Genomic DNA, 23,206 nt, shown 5'->3' on the forward strand with positions numbered 1-23,206 from the left:
AACCGGGTTTCGATGACCTAGAATCTCCTTCATGACAACGAAGTCCGATGATCCCGAGTCCTGCGCGACCCGGGTCACCATCGCCCGGATCGCGGCCGAGACCGGGGTTTCCGTGCCGACCGTTTCGAAAGTGCTCAACGGCCGTCCCGACGTCGCCGAAAGCACCCGTGCGCGGGTGGAAGCCGTCATCGGGAAATACGGTTACCGCCGCCGGGCCGACGAACGGTCCCGCCGTTCCCGGTTGCTGGAACTGATGTTCCACGAACTCGAAAGCACGTGGGCACTGGAAATCATCCGCGGGGTGGAGTACGTCGCCCGCGAAAACGGAATGGCGGTGGTGCTCGCGGAATCGTCCGGCCGGCACACGCCCGGCCAGAGCTGGCTGGAAAGCGTGCTGGCGCGCCGGCCGGTCGGCATCGTCTCGGTGTGCTCCGACTTCACCGGCGGGCAGCTGGCGAAGCTGCGGGCCCGCGACATCCCGCTGGTCGTGGTCGACCCGGCAGGCGCGCCGGGCCCGGAGACGCCCTCGATCGGGGCCACGAACTGGCAGGGCGGCCTGACGGCGACCCGGCACCTGGTGGAGCTGGGGCACCGCCGGATCGCGATGATCGGCGGGCCGGACGGAGTGCTGTGCAGCCGCGCGCGCATCGACGGCTACCGCACGGCCCTGGAGACGGCGGGCCTGGCGTTCGACCCGGCGCTGGTCCGGCGCGGTGATTTCCACGTCCGGTCGGGTTACCGGGAGCTGGCATCATTGCTGACCCTCCCGGATCGTCCGACGGCGGTGTTCGCGGGCAGCGACCTGCAGGCGCTGGGGGTGTACGAAGCCGCGCGCGACGCGGGGTTGCGCATCCCGGACGACCTGAGCGTGGTCGGCTTCGACGACCTGCCGGTGGCCCGGTGGCTGACCCCGGAGCTGACGACGATCCGCCAGCCCCTGCAGGAGATGGCGGCGGCGGGTGCCCGGCTGGCGATTTCCCTCGCGCGGGGGACGCACCCGGAGAGCCACCGGCTGGAGTTGGCGACGAGCTTGGTGGTCCGGCAGAGCACAGCGGCGCCGGCGCGCCAGGCGGTTCCGGTCGGGCGGGGATGAGTGCTCGGCGAGCGGGCCCGGTGGTCGTTCGCGGACTTCCGGGCGCCGGAATTGTCGGTGCCTGCCGGTAGAGTTGAGAACGGGGGGCGCCCCGGCGGCCGGACTCGGTGAGCGGTCGTCCCGCAGGCTTTCGAGCCGCCCCAGCCGAACCACGTGCACCCGGCCGGCGGACTTCCGGGGCACCGGAATTGTCGGTGCCCACCGGTAGAGTAGAGAACGGGGGGCGCCCCGGCGGCCGGACCCGGTGAGCGGTCGTCCCGCAGGCTTTCGAGCCGCCCGGCCAGACCATGTGCGCCCGGCCGGCGGACTTCCGGGCGCCGGAATTGTCGGTGCCCACCGGTAAAGTAGAGAACGGGGGGCGCCCCGGCGGCCGGACTCGGCGAGCGGTCCTCCCGCAGGCTTTCGAGCCGCCCGGCCAGACCGCATGCACCCGGCCACCACAAGCAATCCTCGAACTCCGGCCGGCGGACTCCCGGCCACTCGTGGCGGCTCGGCCACCACGACCAACCCGCGAACTCCAGCACCCCGGCGGACGGCCATCCCGAAAGACTCCCAGCCAAACCACGTGCGCCCGGCCGGCGGACTCCCGGGCGCCGGAATTGTCGGTGCCCACCGGTAAAGTGGAAAACGGGGGGCGCCCCGGCGGCCCCGCTCATCCCGGCCACCGCATGCTCTCCGGCGGCCCGAAGTAACTCGGCCGCAAACCGCCCGTGTCGACCACCAGCTTCTGCACCACCACCGCCGGATCGACCATCCACACCTTCAGCACGTGCGGGCCGGCGCCCACCTCGTGCCGCGTCGAGGTCAAGTTCACGTTGTCCGACGTCGTCCGCTCCCACTGGCGGTTCATCGTCATGTCATCCGCGCCCGTGGCCTTCGTGATGTTCACGACCTGCGGTGCCGCGTCGTCGAACGACACCGCGTAGCGCAGACCGTCCCCTTGCAACACGTTGCTGCGCGGTGACAAATACGCCCACACCGTCACCGGCCCCGGTGTCACCAGCGTCAGCCGGTACTCCAGCCGCGGCCCCGCGCCCGCCGCGCGGCTCGGTGCCGTCACCGGGAACGGTGTCATCCCGTCGCCCGTGCGGCCCAGGTCCGGGATCCGGCGCCACGCGACCGGCCCGGCGGCGACGTTCGCGCTGCAGTGCGCGGCCTCCATCGACACGTACCCGCTCGCCTCGACGAACCCGCGCCGCCACGACGGCGGCACCTCCACGCGCCGCACGACCGCGTCCACCACCACCGACTGCCCCGCCCCCGACACCGTGATCGGCACCGTCGTGGTGCCCTTCGGTGCCCGGCTCCAGTCGATCCGCACGGTCATCCGCAGCTCCTCCTCCACCCGGCCGCCGCGCGGCTCGACCCGGACCCACGGCGCCCCGGCGACGACCGTGCACCGGAACGGCGTCCGCCCGCGGTTGAAGACGTCGATGTACTGCGCCGGCGCGCTCTGGTACGGGCTGAACTCCGGCAGCACCGGACGTCCCGCGGCGCCCGGCCACGCCTCGGCGGACCCGTCCACCGCCACGCCCAGCGAAGCCGCCGACGGCACGTCGATCCGCCGCACCGCGGGGAAGATGACGTCCGGCAGCGCGACGTTGTTCAGCTCCGGCTGCTGCCAGGGCGCGTTGGGCCCGTAGCGGGCGACGTCGCCGTAGTCGATGTGCGGCTGGGTCTGGAACCCCCGCCACTTGCCGCCCGCGATGCCGGTGTTGTACTTCTCCGCGAGCGCGAGGTCGTCGGCGAACCGGGCCTCGGTGACGGCGGCCAGCCCGTTCGCCGACGCACGCCCTTGCGCCGCGTACAACAGGTTCGTGAACTCGGCCCGCCGCAACGCGTAGAGGTTCGCCGACGCCGTGACCGCGTACCCGACCAGTTCGTAGAAGGCGTCCCGGTAAGCAGCGGGCACCCGGGCCGATAGACGCGCCGCCCGCGCACCGAGTTCCTGCCACTCCTCGGTGACGCGGTCCAGCTCCCGGTAGTCGACCAGGCTGAACGGCGTCATCTGGTCGTCGTAGGTGATCACCCCGGCGCCGTCCACCGTGATCCGCCGGTTCAGCAGCTCGGGCTTGCGCCGCGACTGCAGCCGCCCGTAGTCGTGCAGCACCGACGCGATGTCGGACGCCAAAGCCGGACCGAAGTTCTCCGCGGCGAACGAGCGCTCCCATGTGGACAGACGTTCGACCGGGAGGGACGAGGGATCCCAAGCGTAGTCGAGGAAGAACTGCAGCGGCAGCTCGTTGCCCTTCATGTCGCCGACGTTGGCGACCCACAACCGGTCGTTCCCGTACGACACGGTCTGGTGCAGCTGCTCCCACGTGTTCGCGAGCAACGCGGTGTCGACCCACTTGTAGTTGCGGCCGCCGCCGACGTAGTCGAAGTGGTAGTACAGCCCGTACCCGCCGGGGTGCGGCGGCAGCGAGAGGTCCGGGTGCTTGCGGACGTTGCCCCAGTTGTCGTCGGTGAACACGACGATGACGTCGTCCGGCGGGCGCAGCCCCTGGGCCCAGTACCGCTGGACCTCCTTGTACAGCGTCCACACCTGCGGGACGTCCGTGCTCAGTTCGCGCGCGAGGATCTCCCGTTCGGCCGCGATGATCTCCCGCATCAGCTCGATGCCGTCGCCGTCGGGCAGGCTGACGTCGCCGTTGCCGCGCATGCCGAGCGTGACGACGCCCTCGAAGTCCTCGCGGGCCATCCGGCGGATGCCGTCGGTCCAGTAGGCCTTGATCGCCTCGCCGTTGCGGCGGAAGCTCCACTCCCCCGTGCCGCCGTACGGGTCGTGGCCAGGTGTCACGATCGTCCCCGCCGAGTCGCGGACCGCGGGCACCGCGTGCCGGTTCCACTCTTCGATGCCGCGCATCATCGGCGCCTCGTGCGAGGTGCCCATCACGACGCCGTACTCCTTGGCGGTGGCGTGGTTGAGCGGGTCGTCCTCGGCGAACGCGCGACCCCAGACCGCCGGCCACAGGTAGTTGGCCCGCAGCCGCAGCATCGTCTCGAAGATCTTGGCGAAGAACAGGCGGTTGAAACCGCCGGGATAGCCCGGCGCGAGACCCGGCCCGAAGTACGCCGGCGCCCACGTGCCGAGCGCCGGGTTCTCGTCGTTGATGAAGAACCCGCGGTACTTCACATGCGGCGTCCCGAGGCTGAACCGCTCCCCCGGAAGGTGCAACTCCGACCTTCGCGCAGGCGGGACGTCGGCCCACCAGTACCACGGCGAAACGCCGATCCGCCGCGAAACCTCGTAGACGCCGTAGATCACGCCGCGCTGGTCGCTGCCGGTCAGCACGAGCCGCCCGTCGACGACCTGGCTCAGCGACGTCTCCCACTTCCCGGCGATCCCCCGGACGTCCAGCCGGCCGGACGACACCAGCGAGTCGACCAGCGGGCTGTGGCCGAGGGTGCCGACCAGCACGACGGGCCCGTTCGCCGGCACCACGTCCGACACGGCCGGGCGGACACCCGTGACGCGCTCGACGTCGGCGGCCAGGTCCCCCACCACCCGCCGGACGCCCGGCAGGTCACCCGGACTGACGACGATCGTCGCGGCCTTCCCCCGCGACACCAACGGGAACCCGGTCCCGGCTTCGGCCAGCCCCGGGAGGGCGGCCGAGCCGGCCCCGGCCAGCGCGAGCAACTGCAAAAAGGCACGACGGTGGACCTCGGACGGCACGGCAGACCTCCTGAGTCAGCCCTTCACGGATCCGGTCAGCCCGCCGACGATGCGCCGTTCGGCGAGCACGAAGAACGCGAGTGCCGGGATCATCGACAGCGCGGTGAACGCGAGCACCCGGGCGGTGTCCTGGGAGAACTGGGACTGGAACATGGCGACGCCGAGCGGGAGCGTGAAGTGCGCGGAGTCGTTGAACACCAGCAGCGGCAGCAGGTAGGCGTTCCAGCTGGTGACGAAGGCGAGCACGGCGACCGTGGTCAGCGCGGGCGCCGACAGCGGCAGCAGGATGCGCCAGAAGAAGCCGAGCCTGCCGGCGCCGTCGAGCACGGCCGCGTCCTCGAGCTCGCCGGGGATGGCGTGCATGAACGGACGCAGGATCACGATCGTCACCGGCAGGGAGAACGCCGCTTCGGGGATCGCCACGCCCCAGAAGCTTTCGAGCATGCCCAGCTGGCGCAGCCACAGGTACAGCGGCAGCGTCGCGACCGTGAGCGGGAACAGCAGACCGAGCGTGAACAGCGTGTACACGGCCTCGCGGCCCTTGAACTGGTACCGGGAAAGCGCGTACCCGGCCATCGAGCCGAGCCCGACGGCGACGACGGTCGCGATCACGGCGATCAGCGCGCTGTTGCCCAGGAACGTCCAGAACGCGCTCGAGCCGAGGACCGACGCGTAGTTGTCCGTCACCCACGGGCCGGGCAGCCCGGCCGGGTCGGCGTTGATCTGCGCGTTGGTGCGGAACCCGCCGAGCACGACGAACAGCAGCGGCACCACGGTCACGCCGAGCACGACGATCGCCGCGAGGTACCCCGTCGCCATCCCGAACCTGCGCGAACGCATCAGCCCACCATCCTGGTCAGGGCGCCCTGGGTGTCGCGGCGCAGCGCGAACCGCTGGTACAGCAGGGCGAACACGAAGCAGATCACGAACAGGATCACCGCGACCGCCGAGCCGAACCCGAACTCGTAGCGCTTGAAGCCGTGGTCGACCAGGTAGGTCGCCATCGTCGTCGACGCGTTCGCCGGGCCGCCCGTCGTCATGATCCACACGACGTCGAACAGCTGCAGGGAGCCGATCACCGAAAGGAAGATCCAGATCCGGATGGTCGGCCCGAGCAGCGGGAGCACGACGTGCCGGGTGGTCTGCCAGGCCGACGCGCCGTCGAGCGCCGCGGCCTCGCGCAGCTCGGCCGGCACGCCTTGGAGACCGGCCAGCAGCAGGATGATGCCGAAGCCGATGTACTTCCAGGTGATCACCGCGAACATCGTGTAGAGCACGATGCCCGGGTCGGCCAGCCACTGGTGGACCAGGCCGCCGAGCCCGGCGCCCCGCAGCACCTGGTCGGCGAAGCCGCCCGGCTGCAGCATGAGCACCCAGATCACGGCGGTGATCGCCTCGGACAGCACGTACGGCGCGAACACCAGGGCACGCAGCACCGTGCGGCCCCGCAGCTTGCGGTTGAGCAGCATCGCCAGCCCGATCGACAGCGGCAGCTGCACCACGATCGACAGCCCGGCGATGATCAGGTTGTGCACGATCGCGCCCTGGAACACCTCACCGGTGAAGGCGTCGACGTAGTTGTCGAACCCGATGAAGTCGTCGAGCGGGCCGAAGCCGTTCCACTGGAACAGGCTGTAGAACCCGGCGATCCCGATCGGCACCAGGACGAACCCGGCGAACAGCAGCAGGGCCGGCCCGAGCAGCAGCGCCAGCTCGAGCCGCTTCCCCAGGCTGGAGCGCTTCGCCCGGGGCCGGGGCGCCGGTGCGGGCGGCGCGGCCGTCCGCACCGGCGTCGTCGCCGTGGTCACTTGTTGCCCGCCGCGGCCTGGTTGACGGCGGCCACGATGCCTTCGGGGGTGCCCTGGCCGGCGAACATGTTCGCGACGGCGTCGTTCAGCGCCGCGCCGACCGCGGTCGGGAACGCCTTGTCGAAGTACATCTGCAGGTAGGGCGCCTTGATGCCGTAGTCGTAGACCTGCTTGAGCGTGTCGGTCTTCAGCGCCTTGGCGGCCGCCGTGTTGACCGGCAGGCCGGCCCCCTGCGCCGCGAGCTGCGTCTGGATCGGCTCGGTGTTGAGGTACGACAGGAAGTCCGCGCACGCCTTCGACGCGCGGCTGGTGCACGCGAAGCCGTCACCGCCGCCGAGCACGGCCGCCGGGTCGCCCTGCCCGCCCGCGACGGACGGGAACGGGAACCAGCCGATCTTCGAGTCCAGGTCCTTGTCCTCGGTCAGCGACGACATCGTGCCCGGCTCCCAGTCGCCCTGCAGCTCCATCGCGGCCTTGCCGTTGGCGACCAGGCCGGCCGAGCTGCCCGCGCCCTGCTGGGCGGGCGTGCCGGCGAACCCGGTCTGGAACGGCTGCGTCGCCAGGAAGTTCTTCAGGTCCTGCCCGGCCTTGGTCCAGCACGGGTCTTCCAGCTTGACCGCCTGCACCGACTGCTTGAGCACGTCGGCCGAGCACTCGCGGACGGCGAAGTAGTTGAAGTAGAAGGCATCCGGCCAGCGGTCCTTGCCGCCGACGGAGATCGGCGCGACACCCTTGGCCTTCAGCGCCGAGACGGCGGCGTTGAGCTCGTCCATCGTCTTCGGCGGCGCGGCGATCCCGGCCTGGGTGAAGAGGTCCTTGCGGTACCAGAAACCGACGAAGTGCTGCTCGAACGGCACGCCGTACTGCTTGCCGTCGACCTGCCAGTTTTCGGCGAACTTCCCCGCCCCGGAGATCCACGGCTTCGTCGCGTCGGTGATGTCGGCGACCTTGCCCGAGGTGACCTGCGACTTCAGCTCGCCGGCGCCCCAGGACTGGTAGACGTCCGGCGGCTCGGCGCCCTGCAGGGCGAGGGGCACCTTGGTGGTGAAGTCCTCGTTCTGCAGCGGCTGCGCCTTGATCGTGACGTCGGGGTGCGCCTGGTGGTAGTCGGTGACGACCTTCTCCCAGATCGACTTGATCGGGTCGGTGGTGCCGTTGTGCCACCAGGTGAGGGTGACCGGGCCGCTCGGCTGCGCGGGCGTTTCGCTCCCTCCGCTGCACGCGGAAAGCGCGAGCGGGACGACGGCCGCCAGGGCGGCGAGAACGGGGATCCGGCGTTTGACAGACATCGTGGGTCCACTCCTGACGACTTCGGCCGAGTTGGACGGGGCGCGACTGCGCCCGGGTTGGCGAAGAGTCTGCTCCCGGGCAAATCGGATGTCAATCGTTGTCGATAACGTTTTCCATGGTTAGTCTGAGCCGATGCAGCCCAGTTCCAGGGTGACCATCCGTGACGTCGCGGCCCGGGCCGGCGTCTCGGTGGCCACGGTGTCCAAAGTGATCAACGAGCGCTACGGCGTCTCCGCCGCGACGCTCGCGAAGGTCCGCGCGGTGATCGAAGAACTCGGCTACGAGGCGAGCCTCGTGGCCCAGAGCCTGAGAAACCACCGGACCAACGTGATCGGGATCCTGGTCGCCGACCTCGAACCGTTCTCCACCGAGCTGCTCAAGGGGGCCGCGGACGCCATCCGCGGCAGCGGGTTCGAGCTCGTCGTCTACTCCGCGGGCGGGCGCACCGGCGACCCGTCGGGCTGGGAAAAGCGCTACCTGTCCCGGCTTTCCGGCACGCTGGTCGACGGCGCCGTGCTGGTCACGCCGGCGGTCTCGCTGGAGGCCGTCCCCGGCACGCCGGTCGTCGCGGTCGACCCGCACACCGGGCCGTCGCACCTGCCCACCATCGACTCCGACAACCTGCGCGGGGCGCAGCTGGCCACCGAGCACCTCCTCGAGCTGGGCCACCGCCGGATCGCGTTCCTCTCCGGCCGTCCCGACCTCGAATCGGCGACCCTGCGCAAGGCGGGTTACCTGCGCGCGCTCGAAGCCGCGGGAGTTCCGGCCGACGAGAACCTGATCCGGATCGGCGCCTACGACCCGGAGGTCTCCGCGGCTTCGGCCCACGACCTGCTGACCTGCCCCGACCGGCCGACCGCCGTGTTCGCCGCGAACGACATCTCGGCCATCGCGACCGTCGGCGCGGCCCGCGAGCTGGGCCTTTCGGTGCCCGACGACCTGTCCGTGGTCGGCTTCGACAACGTCCCCGAGTCCGCGCTCTGCAGCCCGCCACTGACCACAGTGGACCAGCCGATCCGCGAAATGGGCCACCGGGCGATCAGCATGCTCATCGCGCTGATCAACGGCGACGAGGTCGGGCGCACCCACGTCACCCTCGACACCGGCCTCGTGGTGCGGCACTCCACCCGGGCCCTTTCCTGAGTTCTTATCTGTGACATCCGGGGCTTCGCCCCGGGGCCGGGGGCTCCGCCACCCGGAACCCCCGAAAGCTCCCTGACGAAGGGCGGAAAGCCTTGACCACGCAGCCAGCCACGGCCCCCGAGCCGTGGCGCGACCCCACGGCCGATCCCGCCGAGCGCGTCCGCGCCCTGCTGGACCGGATGACCCTGCGCGAAAAGCTGGCTCAGCTCTACGGCGTCTGGGTCGGCATCGACTCGGGCGGCGAGATGGCCCCGCACCAGCACGACTTCGTCGACGCGGCGGTCGACTTCGACGACCTGGTCCGGCACGGCATCGGCCAGCTGACCCGCGTCTTCGGCACCCGGCCGGTCGACCCGCTGATCGGCGCGCACAGCCTCGCGCGCACGCAGCGCCAGATCGTCTCCAGCAACCGGTTCGGCATCCCCGCCGTCGTCCACGAAGAATGCTTGACCGGGCTGGCCGCGTGGCAGGCGACGATCTACCCGGCGCCGTTGTCCTGGGGCGCGACGTTCGACCCGGACCTGGTGCAGCGGATGGGGGCGAGCATCGGGCGGACCATGCGCGGGCTGGGCGTGCACCAAGGTCTCGCGCCGGTCCTCGACGTCGCCCGGGACCTGCGCTGGGGCCGCGTCGAAGAGACCATCGGCGAAGACCCGTACCTGGTCGGGACGATCGGCAGCGCGTACGTCGCCGGGCTCGAGTCCGCCGGCGTGATCGCGACCTTGAAGCACTTCGTCGGGTACTCCGCCTCGCGCGCCGGGCGCAACCTCGCGCCCGTTTCGGCCGGGCCGCGGGAGATCGCGGACGTCCTGCTCCCGCCGTTCGAGCTGGCGCTGCGGGCCGGCGCCCGGTCGGTGATGAACACCTACACCGACGTCGACGGCGTCCCCGGCGCCGCGGACACGGCTCTGCTGACCGAACTCCTGCGCGACACCTACGGGTTCACCGGCACGGTCGTCTCGGACTACTTCTCCGTGGCGTTCCTGCACCGCCTGCACGGCGTCGCGGCCGACCGCGCCGACGCGGCCGGGCAGGCGCTGACCGCGGGCATCGACGTGGAGCTGCCCACCATGGACTGCTACGGCGAGCCGCTGCTCGCCGCGGTGGAAGGGGGTGCGGTCGACGCCGCCGCCGTCGACCGCGCCCTCGAACGGGTGCTGCGGCAAAAGTGTGAGCTGGGCCTGCTCGACGCGGATTGGGCACCCGAGGTGCCGGAGGAGATCGACCTCGACGACGCTTCTTCGCGGACGCTGGCCCGCGAAGTGGCCGAGAAGTCCATCGTGCTGCTGCACAACGACGGGACGCTGCCGCTCTCCCCCGGCGCGTCGATCGCCGTGGTCGGACCGCGCGCGGACGCGCCCGGCGCGATGCTCGGCTGCTACTCCTTCCCGCTGCACGTCGGCGTCCACCACCCGGACGTCCCGTTCGGCGTCTCGGTGCCGACGGTCGTCGAGGCGCTGCGGGAGTCGTTCGAAGTCACCTACGCGCTCGGCTGCCCGGTCACCGGTGGTGACGACGACGGGATCGCCGAAGCGGTCGCGGCGTGCGATTCGGCGTCCGTCTGCGTGGCGGTGCTGGGCGACCTGGCCGGGCTGTTCGGCGGCGGGACGTCCGGCGAAGGCTGCGACGCGGCCGATCTGCGGCTGCCGGGCCGGCAGGAAGAGCTCCTCGAAGCCTTGCTCGCCACCGGTAAGCCGGTCGTAGTGGTCCTGCTGTCGGGGCGGCCGTACGAACTTTCGCGGCAGATCGACCGCCTGGCGGCGGTGGTCTGCGGGTTCTACCCCGGCGAGGAGGGCGGGCCGGCGCTGGCGGGTGTCCTCAGTGGACGGATCGACCCGTCCGGCAGGCTGCCGGTGAGCTTCCCGGCGGCCGGCGCGAGCCAGCCGTCGACCTACCTCGCCGCGCCGCTCGGGCGCCGCAGCGAGGTGAGCACGGTCGACCCCTCGGCGTTGTTCCCGTTCGGGCACGGGCTTTCCTACACGCCGGTGACCTGGGCCGACGTGAGCGCGACGGGGTCGCTGTGGCCGACCGACGGCGTCTGCCGGGTCCGGGTGACCCTGCGCAACGACCACGCGCGGACGGCGACCGAAGTGGTCCAGGTGTACCTGCACGACCCGGTCGCGGAGGTCGCGCGGCCCGAGCGCCAGCTGATCGCGGCCCGCCGGGTCGCGGTGGAACCGGGGGCGACGGTGGTGGTGGACATCGGCCTGCACGCGGATCTGACGTCGTACACCGGCCGGGCGGGCCGCCGCCTGGTCGAGCCGGGCGACGTCGAGCTGCGGGTGGGGACGTCGAGCGAGCAGATCGTCACGACCCTGCACTGCACGCTCACCGGCGCCCGGCGGCACGTCGGCGTCGAGCGGGTGATGACGCCGGAGTTCGGATCGTGAAGCGCACCCTATCCGTCTTCTGCCTCGCGGTCCTGACCGCGTTGTTCGTGGGTGCGTCGGGGCGGCCGCCCGCGTCGCACTGGGTGGCGACCTGGACATCGATGCCGCAGCTGACCGAACCGTCCAACATGCCGCCGGCGCCGTTCACGGGGGCCGACCGCGTGCTGGACAACGCTTCCCTGCGCCAGACGGCCCACGTTTCCGTCGGCGGCCCCCGGATCCGGCTGCGGTTTTCGAACGCCTTCGGCGGTTCCGCCCTGCCGATCACCGCGGTTTCGGTGGCCCGGCCGGTTTCCGGTGCCGCCGGGGTTTCCGCGGTGGTCCCGGGCAGCGTCGTCCCGGTGACGTTCCACGGCAAGCCGTCGACGACGGTCCCGGTGGGCGCACAGGTGGTGTCCGACCCGCTGCCGTTCCCGGTGCGCGCGTTCGAGAACATCGCGGTGACGACGTACCTGGCGCGCGGCCAGGCCTCGCTGTCGATCACTTCGCACCCGGGTTCGCGTACGACGTCCTACCTGGTCGCCGGGAACCAGGTGTCCGCTCTCGATCTGCCGGGCGCGACGCCGGTCGACCACTGGTACTTCCTGAGCGGCATCGAGGTGCTGTCCCCGGCGTCGGCGGTGGCGGTGATCGGCGACTCGCTGTCGGACGGCCGCGGGTCGACGACGAACGGCAACGACCGCTGGCCGGACGTGCTGGCTTCACGGGTCCCGGCCGCCGTCGTGAACCAGGCGGCGGGCGGCAACCGCGTGCTGCAGGACGGCCTGGGCCCGAACGTCCTGGCGCGCCTGGACCGCGACCTGCTGGCGACGAGCGGCGTGTCGTGGGCGATCGTCTTCGAGGGCGTCAACGACATCGGCACGGCGGCCCCCGACGCGGCCGCGGCCACGGCTTCGGACCTGATCGACGCGTACGACCAGATCCTGACCCGCGCCCGCGCGGCCGGGATCCGGGTCTACGGCGCGACGTTGACGCCGTTCGGCGGCAACACCGGCTACGACTCGCCGGAGCGGGAAGCGGCCCGTGCCTCGGTGAACGCGTGGATCCGCGGGCATTTCGACGCGGTCCTGGACTTCGACCGCGTGGCCCGCGACCCGGCGGCCCCGACCCGGTTGTTGCCCGCCTACGACGTCGGTGACCACCTGCACCTCAACCCGGCGGGGTACCGCGCGCTGGGTTCCAGCATTCCGGCCGGCCTATTCCGGGCGGGGTGAAGGAATTGTCCCGACGCCGGAAAGTGGACAATTCCCGGACGCCATTCCGGGCCCGCGATCACGGACCGGCGAACCCGGCCTGACGCTGGGTGATCAGTGGTCCAGTCAACGGGTATCCGTTGGGACACAAGCGAGTCTCGAAGCCCGGACCCGGTGACGTGGATCACCGGTCTCCCCCTATCATGTCGCCGTCTGCTCGTCCCCCATCCGCAGTCGACGATCCCGAAAAGGGGAAATCATGTCCGACGTCATCAACAGCATCTTCGGTCGCGCCCAGAACGAAACGCCCAGTTCAGAGACCTACGAGTACGGCACCACCGCGACCGGAACCGTCGACGCCGACACGACGGGCACCGAGACCGTCGAGCCGGCCGAGGACACCGCCGAAGTCGAGACCGAAGAGGACACCACCGAAGGCGCCGTCTCCGAAGAGGACGCCGCCGAGGAGACCGACGAGGCCGCTGAGACGTCGGAGCCCTCGGAGTCGTCGGAGTCGTCGGAGTCCGACGAGGACACCGGGGAAGCGGTTTCGGAGGAGGCCGAAGTCCCGGCCGTCGCCGAGGAAGAAGAGATCGAGACGCCGGTCGCCGTCGAGGAGGAGACGTCGCGCCCCGCCGCGGGCACCCGCGGCAGCACGACGGTGGCCGACGGCGTCGTCAGCAAGATCGTCGTCCGGGTCGCCCGCGGAGCCGAGGGCGTGCACGAGCTCGACGAGGCGGGCACGTCGGTCGAGGTGGAGGGCGAAGTCGCAACGATCGCGGTGACGCTGGTCGTCGAGTTCGGCCGCGCGGTCAAGACGCTCGCCGAGCAGATCCGCGTCCAGGTGATCGAGGCGGTCGAGGAGTACCTCGGCCTGGAGGTGGCCTCGGTGGACGTCCACGTCGCCGACATCCACTTCCCCGACGCCGACTGATCTCCGGTCCGGTCCCGGGGTTCCGCGCGCCCCGGGACCGCTCAGCGGCGTACCTGGTAGCGCAGGTGCAGGACGTCGCGGTCGGTCAGCTGCCGGACGAGGTCCAGCTCGACCTGTTCCCCCGCCCCGAACAACCGGCGGCCGCCGCCGAGCAGCACCGGCACCACGTGCAGCTCCACCTCGTCCAGCAATCCCGCCTTCAGCAACGCCTGCGCGGCACCGGCACCGTGCACCATGACGGCGCGCCCGCCCGCCGCCGCGCGCGCTTCTTCCGCGCACGCAACGACATCCGTGAAGAACCGCGCGCTCCCGGGCGGCGTGTCGGACGGGTCGACGTGGTGGGTCAGCACGTGGATGGGGACGCCGTCGTGGTGGTCGCCGCCCCAGCGGCCGGCCAGCTCGAAGGTCCGCCGTCCGGAAATCAGCGCGCCGGTCGCCAGTGCTTCGGCGTAGACCTGCGCGCTCGGCCCGTCGCCGTGCCGGTCGTCCAGCCAGTCGAACAGCCGGAACCCACCACGCCCCATCTCCTGGCCCGGCCGGTCGTCCGGCCCGGCCACGAAGCCGTCGAGCGACATCGACATGTACAACCTGATCGGTCCGGTCATCGCGGATCCCTCCTCGGTGGGCTACACCGGTGCGTCGAACGAGGAGCCTCCGGATCGACAGGCCGCTACTCCTGTTCTTCGCGCGCCCGGGCGATCACCTCCTCCAGCCGCAGGGGGCTGGCCGGGTGGTGGGACAGGCAGAGCGGCGTCGCCACCTGGCGGAACCCGAACGCCTCCCCCGCCACGTAGAACTGCGCGCGCTCCAGGCGGGAGATGTCCGCGACCGGGCTTCCCTTGGCGCGCGCCAGTTCGTTGGCCGCCGCGATCTGGGCCGGGCTGTTCAGGCGGCCGAAGAACTGCGTCATCGCGTTGCCGACCACCTGGTTGTGCAGCCCCTTCGGCGCCTGGGTGGCGAACAGCAGGCCGAGCCCGTACTTGCGAGCCTGCGAGGCGAGGACGATCGTGCTGCGGGTACTCGCCGTCAGCGTCCCGGACGCGGCCATCGTCTGGGCTTCGTCCATCACGAACAGCGCACCCAGCGGCCGCTCCCCCGCGGGATTGCGCTTGATCCAGGCGAACAGCTCCATCTGCAGCTGGTTGACGAAGTTCTGCCGCTGCTCCTCCGCCTGCAAGCCGACGAAGCTGATCACCGACACGCGCGCCCGCTTGCCTTCCGCCGGGGTGAGCAGCGCGCCGGGGTCCACCGGCTCGCCACCGCCGGCGAAGAGGGGGTCGTTGACCATGGCCGCCTTGAGCACCTCGGCGAGCCCGGCCGCGATGCGCAGGGCGTCGTTGAGGTTGCTGACGTCCTCGGGCAGCTCGGTCAGCAGGTCGATGAGTGCGGGCAGGCTGCGCGACCCGGTGCGCGCGTGCCGCACGACGGCCTGCCGCAGCACGGCGAGCCCGATGTTCGTCTTGGCGGTGCTCCCGGTGAGCCGCGCTTGGGGAGCAAGTGTGGCAACGGCTACTTCGACGGCGGCGGCGAACTCGTCGGAGTCGTCGAGAACACCGGCGAAGTCCGGGAGGGGCTGGAAGGCGAGCGGCCGCCCGGTGGCGCGTCCCGGCGTCCAGACGACGACGTCGGTCTCGGCGAGGTACCGCTTGGCCAGCTGGGCGTCGTCGTTCTTCCAGCCGTCCGGTGGTTCGGGCCACGGGTCGCCGAGCCGGGCGAGGTCGTTGTTCGGATCGAGAACGATCGCGGAGACGCCGAGGAGAGCGCATTCTTCGACGATCCGCCGGAGGAGGACGGTCTTCCCGGAACCGGACCCGGCGAAGACCGCGGCATGCTTGCGGAGGGCGGAGAGTTCGATCCGAACGGGCTCCCCCGACCCGACGACGGTCCCGAGGGTGATCTCCCCGTCAGCAGGCGGTGCACCTGCCACCGTGGTCACTGCCGCCGGCGGCGGGTGCGTCCCTTCGGAGGGCTGCCCCGACGGCTTCTCCGGAAGAACGGCGGACAACAGCTCGGACCTGCTCGCGGGGCGGCGGTCGATCAGCCACTCGTGCAGTTCGCGGCCCCCGTTGCCGAGCATCTTCTGCAGGGCCCAGAAGGTCTTCACATCGGCCGGGCTCGGCGGGATCGTCTTGCCACCCGCGGTCGTGAACTTCTCGACTTCTTCGCGCGTCTTGGCCCCGCGTCCCCACGCGTCCCGCAGGATGACGAGGTGCCGGTTGTCCGCGCCCTGCAACTGCCCCGCCGCGGAACGGGCCTTCCGGAACCGGCTCAGCGCGGCCCGCGGATCCCGGGCGGCGATCACCCGGAACGCCCAGTGCTCCTGCAGGTCCGCGGCCTCGTCGAGGGTGCGGGTGAGCCAGGCGTGGACCTCGCTCCGCCCGTTCTGGCGCTCGCACGACCACTCCATGTCGTCGTCCCCGACCTCGGTGACCCAGCACCGCAGGGCCGCGGAGAGCAGGTCCGGCATGGCCTTGTCCACGGTCTTCTCGGCGAGCAGCTTCTCGGGTTCCGCTTCCGCCTGCAGCTTCTCGAACTCGGCGTCGAGGTCGGCGAAGCGATCGGTCTCGACCGCGGTGCGCACCGGTGCGACCGGCACGACGGCCTTCTCGTCGAAGGAGGTCAGCTCCTGGACCTGTCCCGCACGGAGGCACAATTCGATGTGCGCACCGATGCGCTTCAACAACTGCCGCGGCGTCCACTGCTCCCAAGGTTCCGCGAAAGCCACCGGCGCGACGGGCCACGTCGGGTGCGGCGGAGTGAATCCCATCGCCTGGTAAGCCACCCCCAGCCGCTTCGCCACCAGGGCCCGGCCGACTTCGGCGTCGATGATCCGGCCGAGCGTGACCGACTCGCGGAAACGGTCCGGCACCGTGCCCGCAGCCTTTCGCCTGAGCTGGTCCCACGTGCCGGGCAGGCAGGCAACCACGGTGAGAGTCTTCCGCGTGATCTCCCGCAGTCCCATCAACCCGTCGGCGATCTGCGCCACGAGGAGGTCTTCCTCGGCGCTGTCCCCGATCTCCCGCGTGAGCTTCATCGACCGCGAGACGAGGGTGTCGAGCTGGTCCACGGCGATCACGACCGGCCCCGTCAGGGCCAGCAGCCGGGTGATCTCCTCGACGAGGACACGTGAGGGTTTCGGCCGCGAGTAGATGTTCCACTGCCGGGCTTCCGAGGTGAGCTCGGTGTCCCCGTCCAGGAAATCCTCGCCGATGTACCTGGCTCCGCGGTCCTTGCTGGCGATGAGGACGAGGGCGCGCGCGGTGTCCCCGCACTCGGTCGCGACCGTCTCGTCGAGGGCTTCGATGCCCTCGATGAAAGCCTCGACGTCGTCCACGGTGAGGCCGCGCCCGCGCCGGATCCTCGCTTCCACCTCGGCGTTGACGTGAGCTCGCAGGCACACGCGCAGCAGGAATCGCTTCAGCTGCGACTCGCCCGAATCGTCCTGGCGGGCCAGCCCGCGTCGCAGCGCCTCGGCCGTGTTCTCCCAGAACGCCTCGGCGGCGGTGACGTCGTCGAGGAAGAAGTAGCCCCGGGCACGGTGCACCTGGCGGCGGACCAGCCCCAGCAAGTGGGTCTTGCCGACCCCCTTGAGGCCGCGCAGGACGAGCCCGATCGGGCTGGGACCGTCGCTGGTCACGGCGTCCCGGATACCCGTGTCGATCGCGGCGAGAGCGTCGGCGTGCAGGCCGTCGACGTGGTAGGGCGAGTCCCGCCAGACGTGGTCGGGGGTGTCCGCCCAGTCGAAGCTCAGTGCCGCCAACGCTGCGAGTTCGTCCATCACAGGGCCTCGATCGAGAGCAGGTGGTTGTCCTCACCGCCGATGCGGATCGCCGCCTCGTGGTCGGCCGCGGTGAGCGCCTTGCGGTTGTCCTCCGGGACGAGGTGCACTTTTCCGGCGCTGCTCAGCTTCTTGAGCACGGCGTCGACCTCCGCCGCGGGCGCGCCGAGCTTCGGGCGCAAGTCCACGAGCCCGACCCAGCCACGCGGTTCTTTGACCAGCTCGCGGTACGCGACGCGGATGCGCTCTTCGAGGTCGCCTGCCGACGTCTCCCCGGCTGTCGGCGCGGCCTCGGGCTGCGCCTCGGCCGGACCGAAGACGTGGAACAGCCGCTTGTTCTCCCGCACGAGGTAGTCGTTCAGGCCACCCAGCAGCACGTACATGGCCGAAGCCAGCGTGCTCTGCCCCCGGGGCGGGGGCGGGTTCCCCACCGCGAGCTCCTCCTCGCACCAAGCCCACCCGCTGTCGCTCAGCTGGTGCACGAAACTCTTCCTCGGCCCGGTCGGCTCGCTCTCGACGTACCCCAGCTTGTTCAGGTTCGTGCGGTCCTTGCCGGTGAGGGTGAACCCGACGACCTCCTGCAGTTCCTGGTTGGACACCTCCCGGCCCAGCACCATCAGCGTGAACATCGCCGCGGTCTGCTTGTGTCCCAAGCGGTCGGTCATCCGAGATCCTTCCGGTGGTTCGGTTTCGTCGTGGTCCGGGCGCGGGCGTCGAGGGTGCGCAGGAGCCAGTCGATCGACTGGCGGACCCCCGGCGGTACCGCGTGGTGGCCGTCGCCGTCGGGGGCGCGGGGTTTCGTCACCACCGCGAGGTCCGCCGCCAGCTCGCGGATGCGGCCGCCGTCGCCCGCGCCGACCGCTGCCTGCAGAGCCGTCACCAGCTCGTCCACCAGGTCCCAGCGAGACGGGCGCAGCCGGGCTCCGCGGGCCTCGCCGAGCAGCGCGGCGAGGTCGACGTCTTCGTCGGTATCGGCGAGGGACGTGAACCCCTTCAGCTGACCGGCCAGGTCGCGCGCGACCTCGTCCACGCCGCGCGAGCCGCCGAGTCTCACGTACCGGAGATTGCCGACGTAACCGGGCAGCCCGGCCGCGTCGGTGCCCGCGGTGAGCACCGGGATCACGCGGCGGTCCTGGCCGAGCGTGCGGTGCAGGAACAGCTCGACCTCCGCGGACTGCCAGCGGCTCACCTTGCCGTCGACGAGCAGGCACAGATGCCGTGCGTCGTCCTCGCTGCGAGCTAGCAGGGACCGGTCCCCGGACAGGGACTTCACCACCCGGACGCCCTGCTTCTTCAGCGCGTCGACCAGGTCGTCCGCGGTGTCGACCAGCGGACGCGGGATGCTGACGCGCAGATCGTGCTTGAACTCCCGCCGGCTCGTGCGCACCGCGGCCACGTACGCGTCGCGGTTCTCGGCCAGCAGGTCAGTGCGATCGAGCCGGCTGGCAACCACCGCGGCGACGGTCTCGAGGGCGAACCCGATCTGGTCGGCGCTCGGCGTTTGCTCCGACAACACCGGCAACTGCTCGCCGAAGCTCCAGTACGACACGTACGGCAACGTCAGGTGACGAGCCATCGTCGCCGGCTCGACCGTCTGGTCGAGCCAGGTCCGGTACAGCTCGGCCGTTTCGTCCACGACGATGCCGCGCCACGTCTCGGACCGGTCGTACTCCTCCCGGTTGTCGAACCGCGAAAGCACCGGCAGGACGGTCAGCCGCGCCCGGTCGAACGGCAGGAGGTTGCGTGCCGCGTCGGCGCGCCGGGCGGCCTCCATGGCGCCGAGGATGCTCTGCCGGTTCGCAGTGAACAGCAGAACGAGGTGGTCCGGCAGGTGCGCCGTGCAGATCCCGCCGATGTCGGAGATCCCGGTGCGGCTGTCGATCAGGACGAAGTCGTAGCGTGCGACCCACTGCTCGCGACACTTCTCCAGGTACTCGCCGAACCCGTCGTCGTACAGGCGGTCCCAGTCGATCGCCTGCACCTGCGCGACGTAGCCGGACTCTTCGCGGCCGGCGGCGAGGAAGTCGAGGACACCGACGTCCGCCAGCCGCTGGACGTGCGCCTCCGGCCTGAACCGCCCCTGCCGGAAGTCGTCGACGAGGTCGACGACGCCACCGCTCGGCCGCGCGGGCAGGCGCGGCCGGAAGTAGTCGCCGAGGCCCGGGGCTTCGAGGTCCCAGTCCAGGCAGAGCACGCGGTGTCCCCACCGGGCGAGCAGTACGGCGATGTTGGCCAGGGTGAAGCTCCGGCCGACCCCGCCCTTGTAGGAGTAGAAGGTGAAGATCGTTCCCGGCATCCGTCAGAACCTCGGCCTTCGTGCCCGCTGCGGCGGCCCTGGAGCCGGGGTGCGCACCGGCCAGTCGTCCCGCCACTCCGGCGCCCGTTCGATGAGCTCCTCCAGCTCCACGGCGATCTGCTTGATCTGCTGGTTGAAGTCGAGGTAGGCCGGCGTGGTCTGGAAGTGCTCGAACGGGTGGTTCCACTGCTGCAGGTCACGCGGGCGGCGCGCGTGGGCCCAGTCGGGGAAGTGCTGCGAGTCGCAGAAGATCACCGGGTAGATCAGCGGCCGCCCGCCGCCCAGCGCCTCGCGCTCCGCCATCGAGTACCACTCGGCCAGGCACAGCTCGTCCCGGAAGTACTTCGGGGAGCAGACCGGCACCAGCACGCGCGAGCGCAAGAGCGCCGAGCTCAGTTCGTCCGGCCAGCTGTCGCCGGTGCGCACCTGGTCGTCGAAGAAAATCTTGACGTCGTCGTAGAGGTTGTTGTCGAGCACTTCCGACAGACGCGGGTGGAAATGGTGGCGAATCCACTCGGATATGTCGCTCGCAGTGCGCCGGTAGCTGATGAAGACGTCGTACTCGTACACGCGTGCCGACGCTCCTTCACCGCTCCCCACCAGGCGGATGCAATCCTAGATCCGCCACACGCCAACGAAGAAGGCGCGAAACCTGACAGATACAGGACAATAACTGGCCACACCTCAAGTACCACCGAGGAATGCATCTTGACAAATCATCGGCATCCGGATAGATGACTGACCAAGCCGCGCACCACGCGGCGAAGTCTTTCCGGAATACCGATCTCCCGGATCGGTGAATCACCGACCGATCCCGAGGGGAAACCGATGACCGAGGCCGAAGCGCCCAAAGTGTTCTTCAGCTACTCGCACGACTCCGAAGAGCACAAGGCACAGGTCCGGCGGTTCGCGACCTTCCTGCGCAGCCGGATCGGCCTCGAGGTCGTGCTCGACCAGTGGTACGACGGCAGCCGCATCGATTGGTCGTTGTGGGCCACCCGGCACCTCAAGGCCGCCGACTTCGTCATCGCCGTCGCCTCTCCCCTGTACCGGGCCCGCGCCGACGGTGACGCGCCACCCGACGAAGGGCGCGGTGCCCAGTACGAGAGCGCCATGCTCCGCAACAAGATGACCAAGGACATGGAAGACGGCACCCGGCGCATCCTGCCGGTCGTCCTGCCCGGCGGATCGATCGACGACATTCCCGCGTTCCTCAACCCGTACTCGATGACGCGGTACGAGATCACGCAGGTCACCGACGAGGGTGTCGAAGACCTGTTGGCCGCGATCACCGGACGGGGGAAGCACCCGATGCCGCCGCGCGGCCGGTGGCTCGACGGGACCGCGGACCCGCAGCCCATCCTCGCGAACGAACTCCCGTGGACCTGCGCCAGCCAAGGGGTGCGCCGCGGCGCCGCGGCGATCGACGACGTGACCTACGAACACAGCATCGTCCTGCGGCCCGCCACGCCCACCCCCACCGGGCCCGGCTTCGTCGAACTCGACCTCGGCGGCCACTACCGGCGGTTCACCACCGTCGCCGGTGTGCTCGACGATGCCCGGGATCCCTTCCAGGTCGGGCGGTTCCGCGTGGTGCTCGACGGGACGCCGCGGTCCGAGCACGAGGTCGCCGCCGGGAAGCCGGCGACCATCGACGTCGATGTCACCGGTGCCCGGGTGCTGCGGCTCGAGATGTCGCGGCCGGGCGTCTCCGCGTCCCCATTCGGCTCGTCGGCCGTCGTCGTCGCGCGGCGGGGGCGGCCGCCCGAACTGGGCCTTGGGGACCCGACCGTCACCTAAGGCGTGATCACCACCTTCAGCGCCGAGTTCGCGGCCGCGTTGCCGAACACCTCGTACGCCTCCTCCAGCTGCGCGAACGTGAACCGGTGGGTGCCCATGCGCTCGGCCGGGATGCGGCCCGACGCCACCATCTTCAACAGCGTCGGGATCGACACCGTGTCCACCAAACCCATCGTCAGCGTGAGGTTCTGGATCCACATCTCCTGCATCGGCAGCTCGACCGGCACCCCGTGGACGCCGATGTTCGCGATGCGGCCGCCCGGGCGGACCAGGGACGCCGCCGTCCGGAGCGTCTCCGGGTAGCCGACCGCTTCGATCGCCACGTCCGCACCCAGACCGTCGGTCAGGCCCCGGACGTCCTCCAGAACACCCGGACCGGCTTCGAACGCGTCCGTCGCGCCGAACTCCAGGGCCTTCTCCAGGCGGAACTTGTCGGAGTCCACCGCGATCACCTTCGCCGCGCCCCACAGGCCTGTCGTCAGGATCGCCGCCAGGCCGACCGCGCCGGCGCCGACCACCGCCACCGCGTCGCCCGGGCGGACGCGGCCGGCCAGCACGCCGACCTCGTAGCCCGTCGGCAGCGAGTCGGCCAGGAAGATCGCCTGCTCGTCGGTGACTTCCGGCGGCACCGCGTACAACGACGTGTCCGCGTACGGGACCCGCACGAGCTCGGCCTGCGTGCCGTCGATGAGGTGCCCGAAGATCCAGCCGATCCCGCCGACCGTCTGGCAGTGCGATGGCATCCCGCGCCCGCAGTACTCGCAGCGCCCGCACTGCGTGATCGCCGGAACCAGCACCCGGTCCCCCACCGCGAACGCGCGCACGGCCTCCCCGGCGGCGGTCACCGTGCCGACGGCTTCGTGCCCGAGGATCCGGCCGTCGGTGACCGCGGCGACGTCACCCTGCAGGATGTGCAGGTCGGTGCCGCAGATGGTGGTGGTGTCGACGCGCACGACCACGTCGGTCGGCTCTTCGACGACGGCGTCCGGGACGTCTTCCCAAGCCTTCGCGCCCGGACCGTGGTAGACCAGCGCCTTCATCGTCGCCTCCGTCGGCCGCCCGGCTCGCGTGGCCGGGCTCGGCCGCTTTCGACGCTAGGGCCGGGGAAGCCGCCCGGCTGTCGCAATTTGAGACCTGGGTCGGACCCGCCCGGGATCAGGCCGGCCCGAGCAACGCGATCGACGCCCGCACCGCGACCTCGGTGACGTCGCCGGCCCGGCCGCCGTCCTCCACGGTCGTCGCGATCAGCTCACGCAGCCCGCCCAGCAGGATGATCGCCGTCTGGCGGGACGGCGGGCTGATGCCCGCCGCGCGCAGTGCCGGGGTGTCCGTCAGCTTCTGCGTCATCGCGATGAACCCCTCCATCGCGTCGCGCTGCAGATCCCGGGCCGCCGCTCCCAGCGCCGGGACGTCGCGGATCCAGCTCAGCGTGATCGCCGGCTCCGACTCCGCGCACGCGATCCACGCCTCGATCGCCTGGCGCACCTGGAGCGCCCACGGTGCGTCCGCGTCGACCGCGTCGGAGATCTGCTGGATCATCGCGCGGTTCGCGTCCGCGAGCAGTGCGATCAGGCACTCTTCACGGCTCGAGAAGTGCTCGTAGAAAGTGCGGCGTGACGTGCGCGCGCGGCGGACGACGTCGGCGACCGTCGTGTCGCGGAAGCCGCCCTCGGTGATCGAGGCGGCCAGGCCGTCCAGCAGCCGCTGCCGGCGGATGTCGACGTCCACAGCAGTCACGCTATCGCCTCCCTCTTGAACCCGGATGGTACACCGGCGTACCGTACCGACGGTACGCTCGCGTA

17 protein-coding genes are annotated in these 23,206 nt (G+C 70.9%); 6 read left to right on the forward strand and 11 right to left on the reverse strand.

What is annotated here, in order from left to right:
• The first annotated feature begins 31 nt into the window (after positions 1-31).
• Positions 32-1,093 carry a LacI family DNA-binding transcriptional regulator gene (locus ACIQWX_RS23005; protein ID WP_400874412.1) on the forward strand — a complete coding sequence of 354 codons (1,062 nt, stop codon included), beginning with the start codon at positions 32-34 and terminating at the stop codon, positions 1,091-1,093.
• Between the two features lie 652 nt (positions 1,094-1,745).
• Here ACIQWX_RS23005 and ACIQWX_RS23010 read toward each other — a convergent pair.
• From ACIQWX_RS23010 to ACIQWX_RS23025, 4 genes are read right to left on the reverse strand one after another with little or no spacing between them, the layout of a single operon-like run.
• Entirely contained in the window at positions 1,746-4,772 is a 3,027-nt protein-coding gene (locus ACIQWX_RS23010; RefSeq protein ID WP_400874415.1) for a glycosyl hydrolase 115 family protein, read from the reverse strand.
• Between the two features lie 15 nt (positions 4,773-4,787).
• Entirely contained in the window at positions 4,788-5,612 is an 825-nt protein-coding gene (locus ACIQWX_RS23015; protein ID WP_400874418.1) for a carbohydrate ABC transporter permease, read from the reverse strand.
• On the reverse strand, positions 5,612-6,580 hold the full coding sequence (locus ACIQWX_RS23020; RefSeq protein ID WP_400874421.1) for a carbohydrate ABC transporter permease: 969 nt from the start codon (positions 6,578-6,580) through the stop codon (positions 5,612-5,614). The genes ACIQWX_RS23015 and ACIQWX_RS23020 overlap by 1 nt, the downstream gene beginning before the upstream one ends.
• Entirely contained in the window at positions 6,577-7,869 is a 1,293-nt protein-coding gene (locus ACIQWX_RS23025) for an extracellular solute-binding protein (protein WP_400874424.1), read from the reverse strand. The genes ACIQWX_RS23020 and ACIQWX_RS23025 overlap by 4 nt, the downstream gene beginning before the upstream one ends.
• Positions 7,870-8,002: 133 nt before the next feature.
• Here ACIQWX_RS23025 and ACIQWX_RS23030 point away from each other — a divergent pair, with 133 nt between their 5' ends.
• From ACIQWX_RS23030 to ACIQWX_RS23045, 4 genes are all read left to right on the forward strand, one after another.
• On the forward strand, positions 8,003-9,013 hold the full coding sequence (locus ACIQWX_RS23030; RefSeq protein ID WP_400874427.1) for a LacI family DNA-binding transcriptional regulator: 1,011 nt from the start codon (positions 8,003-8,005) through the stop codon (positions 9,011-9,013).
• 92 nt (positions 9,014-9,105) lie between these two features.
• Complete coding sequence (locus ACIQWX_RS23035; protein ID WP_400874430.1) at positions 9,106-11,403, forward strand: glycoside hydrolase family 3 N-terminal domain-containing protein; 2,298 nt, start codon at positions 9,106-9,108, stop codon at positions 11,401-11,403.
• Positions 11,400-12,617 (forward strand): SGNH/GDSL hydrolase family protein, encoded by a 1,218-nt coding sequence (locus tag ACIQWX_RS23040; RefSeq protein ID WP_400874433.1) that lies wholly within the window; start codon positions 11,400-11,402, stop codon positions 12,615-12,617. The genes ACIQWX_RS23035 and ACIQWX_RS23040 overlap by 4 nt, the downstream gene beginning before the upstream one ends.
• Positions 12,618-12,855: 238 nt before the next feature.
• On the forward strand, positions 12,856-13,530 hold the full coding sequence (locus ACIQWX_RS23045; RefSeq protein ID WP_400874436.1) for an Asp23/Gls24 family envelope stress response protein: 675 nt from the start codon (positions 12,856-12,858) through the stop codon (positions 13,528-13,530).
• A gap of 41 nt (positions 13,531-13,571) precedes the next feature.
• Here the strand turns inward: ACIQWX_RS23045 and ACIQWX_RS23050 are convergent, their stop codons facing one another.
• From ACIQWX_RS23050 to ACIQWX_RS23070, 5 genes are all read right to left on the reverse strand, one after another.
• Positions 13,572-14,135: a dihydrofolate reductase family protein gene (locus ACIQWX_RS23050; protein WP_400874439.1), complete on the reverse strand. Its 564-nt coding sequence runs from the start codon at positions 14,133-14,135 to the stop codon at positions 13,572-13,574.
• A gap of 65 nt (positions 14,136-14,200) precedes the next feature.
• Positions 14,201-17,308 (reverse strand): ATP-binding protein, encoded by a 3,108-nt coding sequence (locus ACIQWX_RS23055; protein WP_400874442.1) that lies wholly within the window; start codon positions 17,306-17,308, stop codon positions 14,201-14,203.
• Positions 17,308-17,973 carry a hypothetical protein gene (locus ACIQWX_RS23060; RefSeq protein WP_400874445.1) on the reverse strand — a complete coding sequence of 222 codons (666 nt, stop codon included), beginning with the start codon at positions 17,971-17,973 and terminating at the stop codon, positions 17,308-17,310. Before ACIQWX_RS23060 ends, ACIQWX_RS23055 begins: the two co-directional genes overlap by 1 nt.
• A complete protein-coding gene (locus tag ACIQWX_RS23065; protein WP_400874448.1) occupies positions 17,970-19,604 on the reverse strand; it encodes a CATRA system-associated protein in 1,635 nt (544 codons plus the stop codon). Before ACIQWX_RS23065 ends, ACIQWX_RS23060 begins: the two co-directional genes overlap by 4 nt.
• Positions 19,605-19,607: 3 nt before the next feature.
• Complete coding sequence (locus ACIQWX_RS23070) at positions 19,608-20,174, reverse strand: TIR domain-containing protein (protein ID WP_400874451.1); 567 nt, start codon at positions 20,172-20,174, stop codon at positions 19,608-19,610.
• A 258-nt stretch (positions 20,175-20,432) separates the two neighbouring features.
• On the opposite strand from ACIQWX_RS23070, the gene ACIQWX_RS23075 reads away from it, so the two are divergent.
• On the forward strand, positions 20,433-21,404 hold the full coding sequence (locus ACIQWX_RS23075; protein WP_400874454.1) for an SEFIR domain-containing protein: 972 nt from the start codon (positions 20,433-20,435) through the stop codon (positions 21,402-21,404).
• Here ACIQWX_RS23075 and ACIQWX_RS23080 read toward each other — a convergent pair.
• Both ACIQWX_RS23080 and ACIQWX_RS23085 read right to left on the reverse strand, forming a co-directional pair.
• The gene (locus ACIQWX_RS23080; RefSeq protein WP_400874457.1) at positions 21,401-22,444 is read right to left on the reverse strand and encodes an alcohol dehydrogenase catalytic domain-containing protein; all 1,044 of its coding nucleotides are present in this window, start codon (positions 22,442-22,444) and stop codon (positions 21,401-21,403) included. The genes ACIQWX_RS23075 and ACIQWX_RS23080 overlap by 4 nt on opposite strands.
• 115 nt (positions 22,445-22,559) lie before the next feature.
• Positions 22,560-23,141, reverse strand: coding sequence for a TetR/AcrR family transcriptional regulator (locus tag ACIQWX_RS23085; protein WP_400874460.1), 582 nt, complete (start codon positions 23,139-23,141; stop codon positions 22,560-22,562).
• Positions 23,142-23,206 lie beyond the last annotated feature (65 nt).

This window comes from Amycolatopsis sp. NPDC098790 (assembly GCF_044759945.1).
Lineage (GTDB): Bacteria > Actinomycetota > Actinomycetes > Mycobacteriales > Pseudonocardiaceae > Amycolatopsis.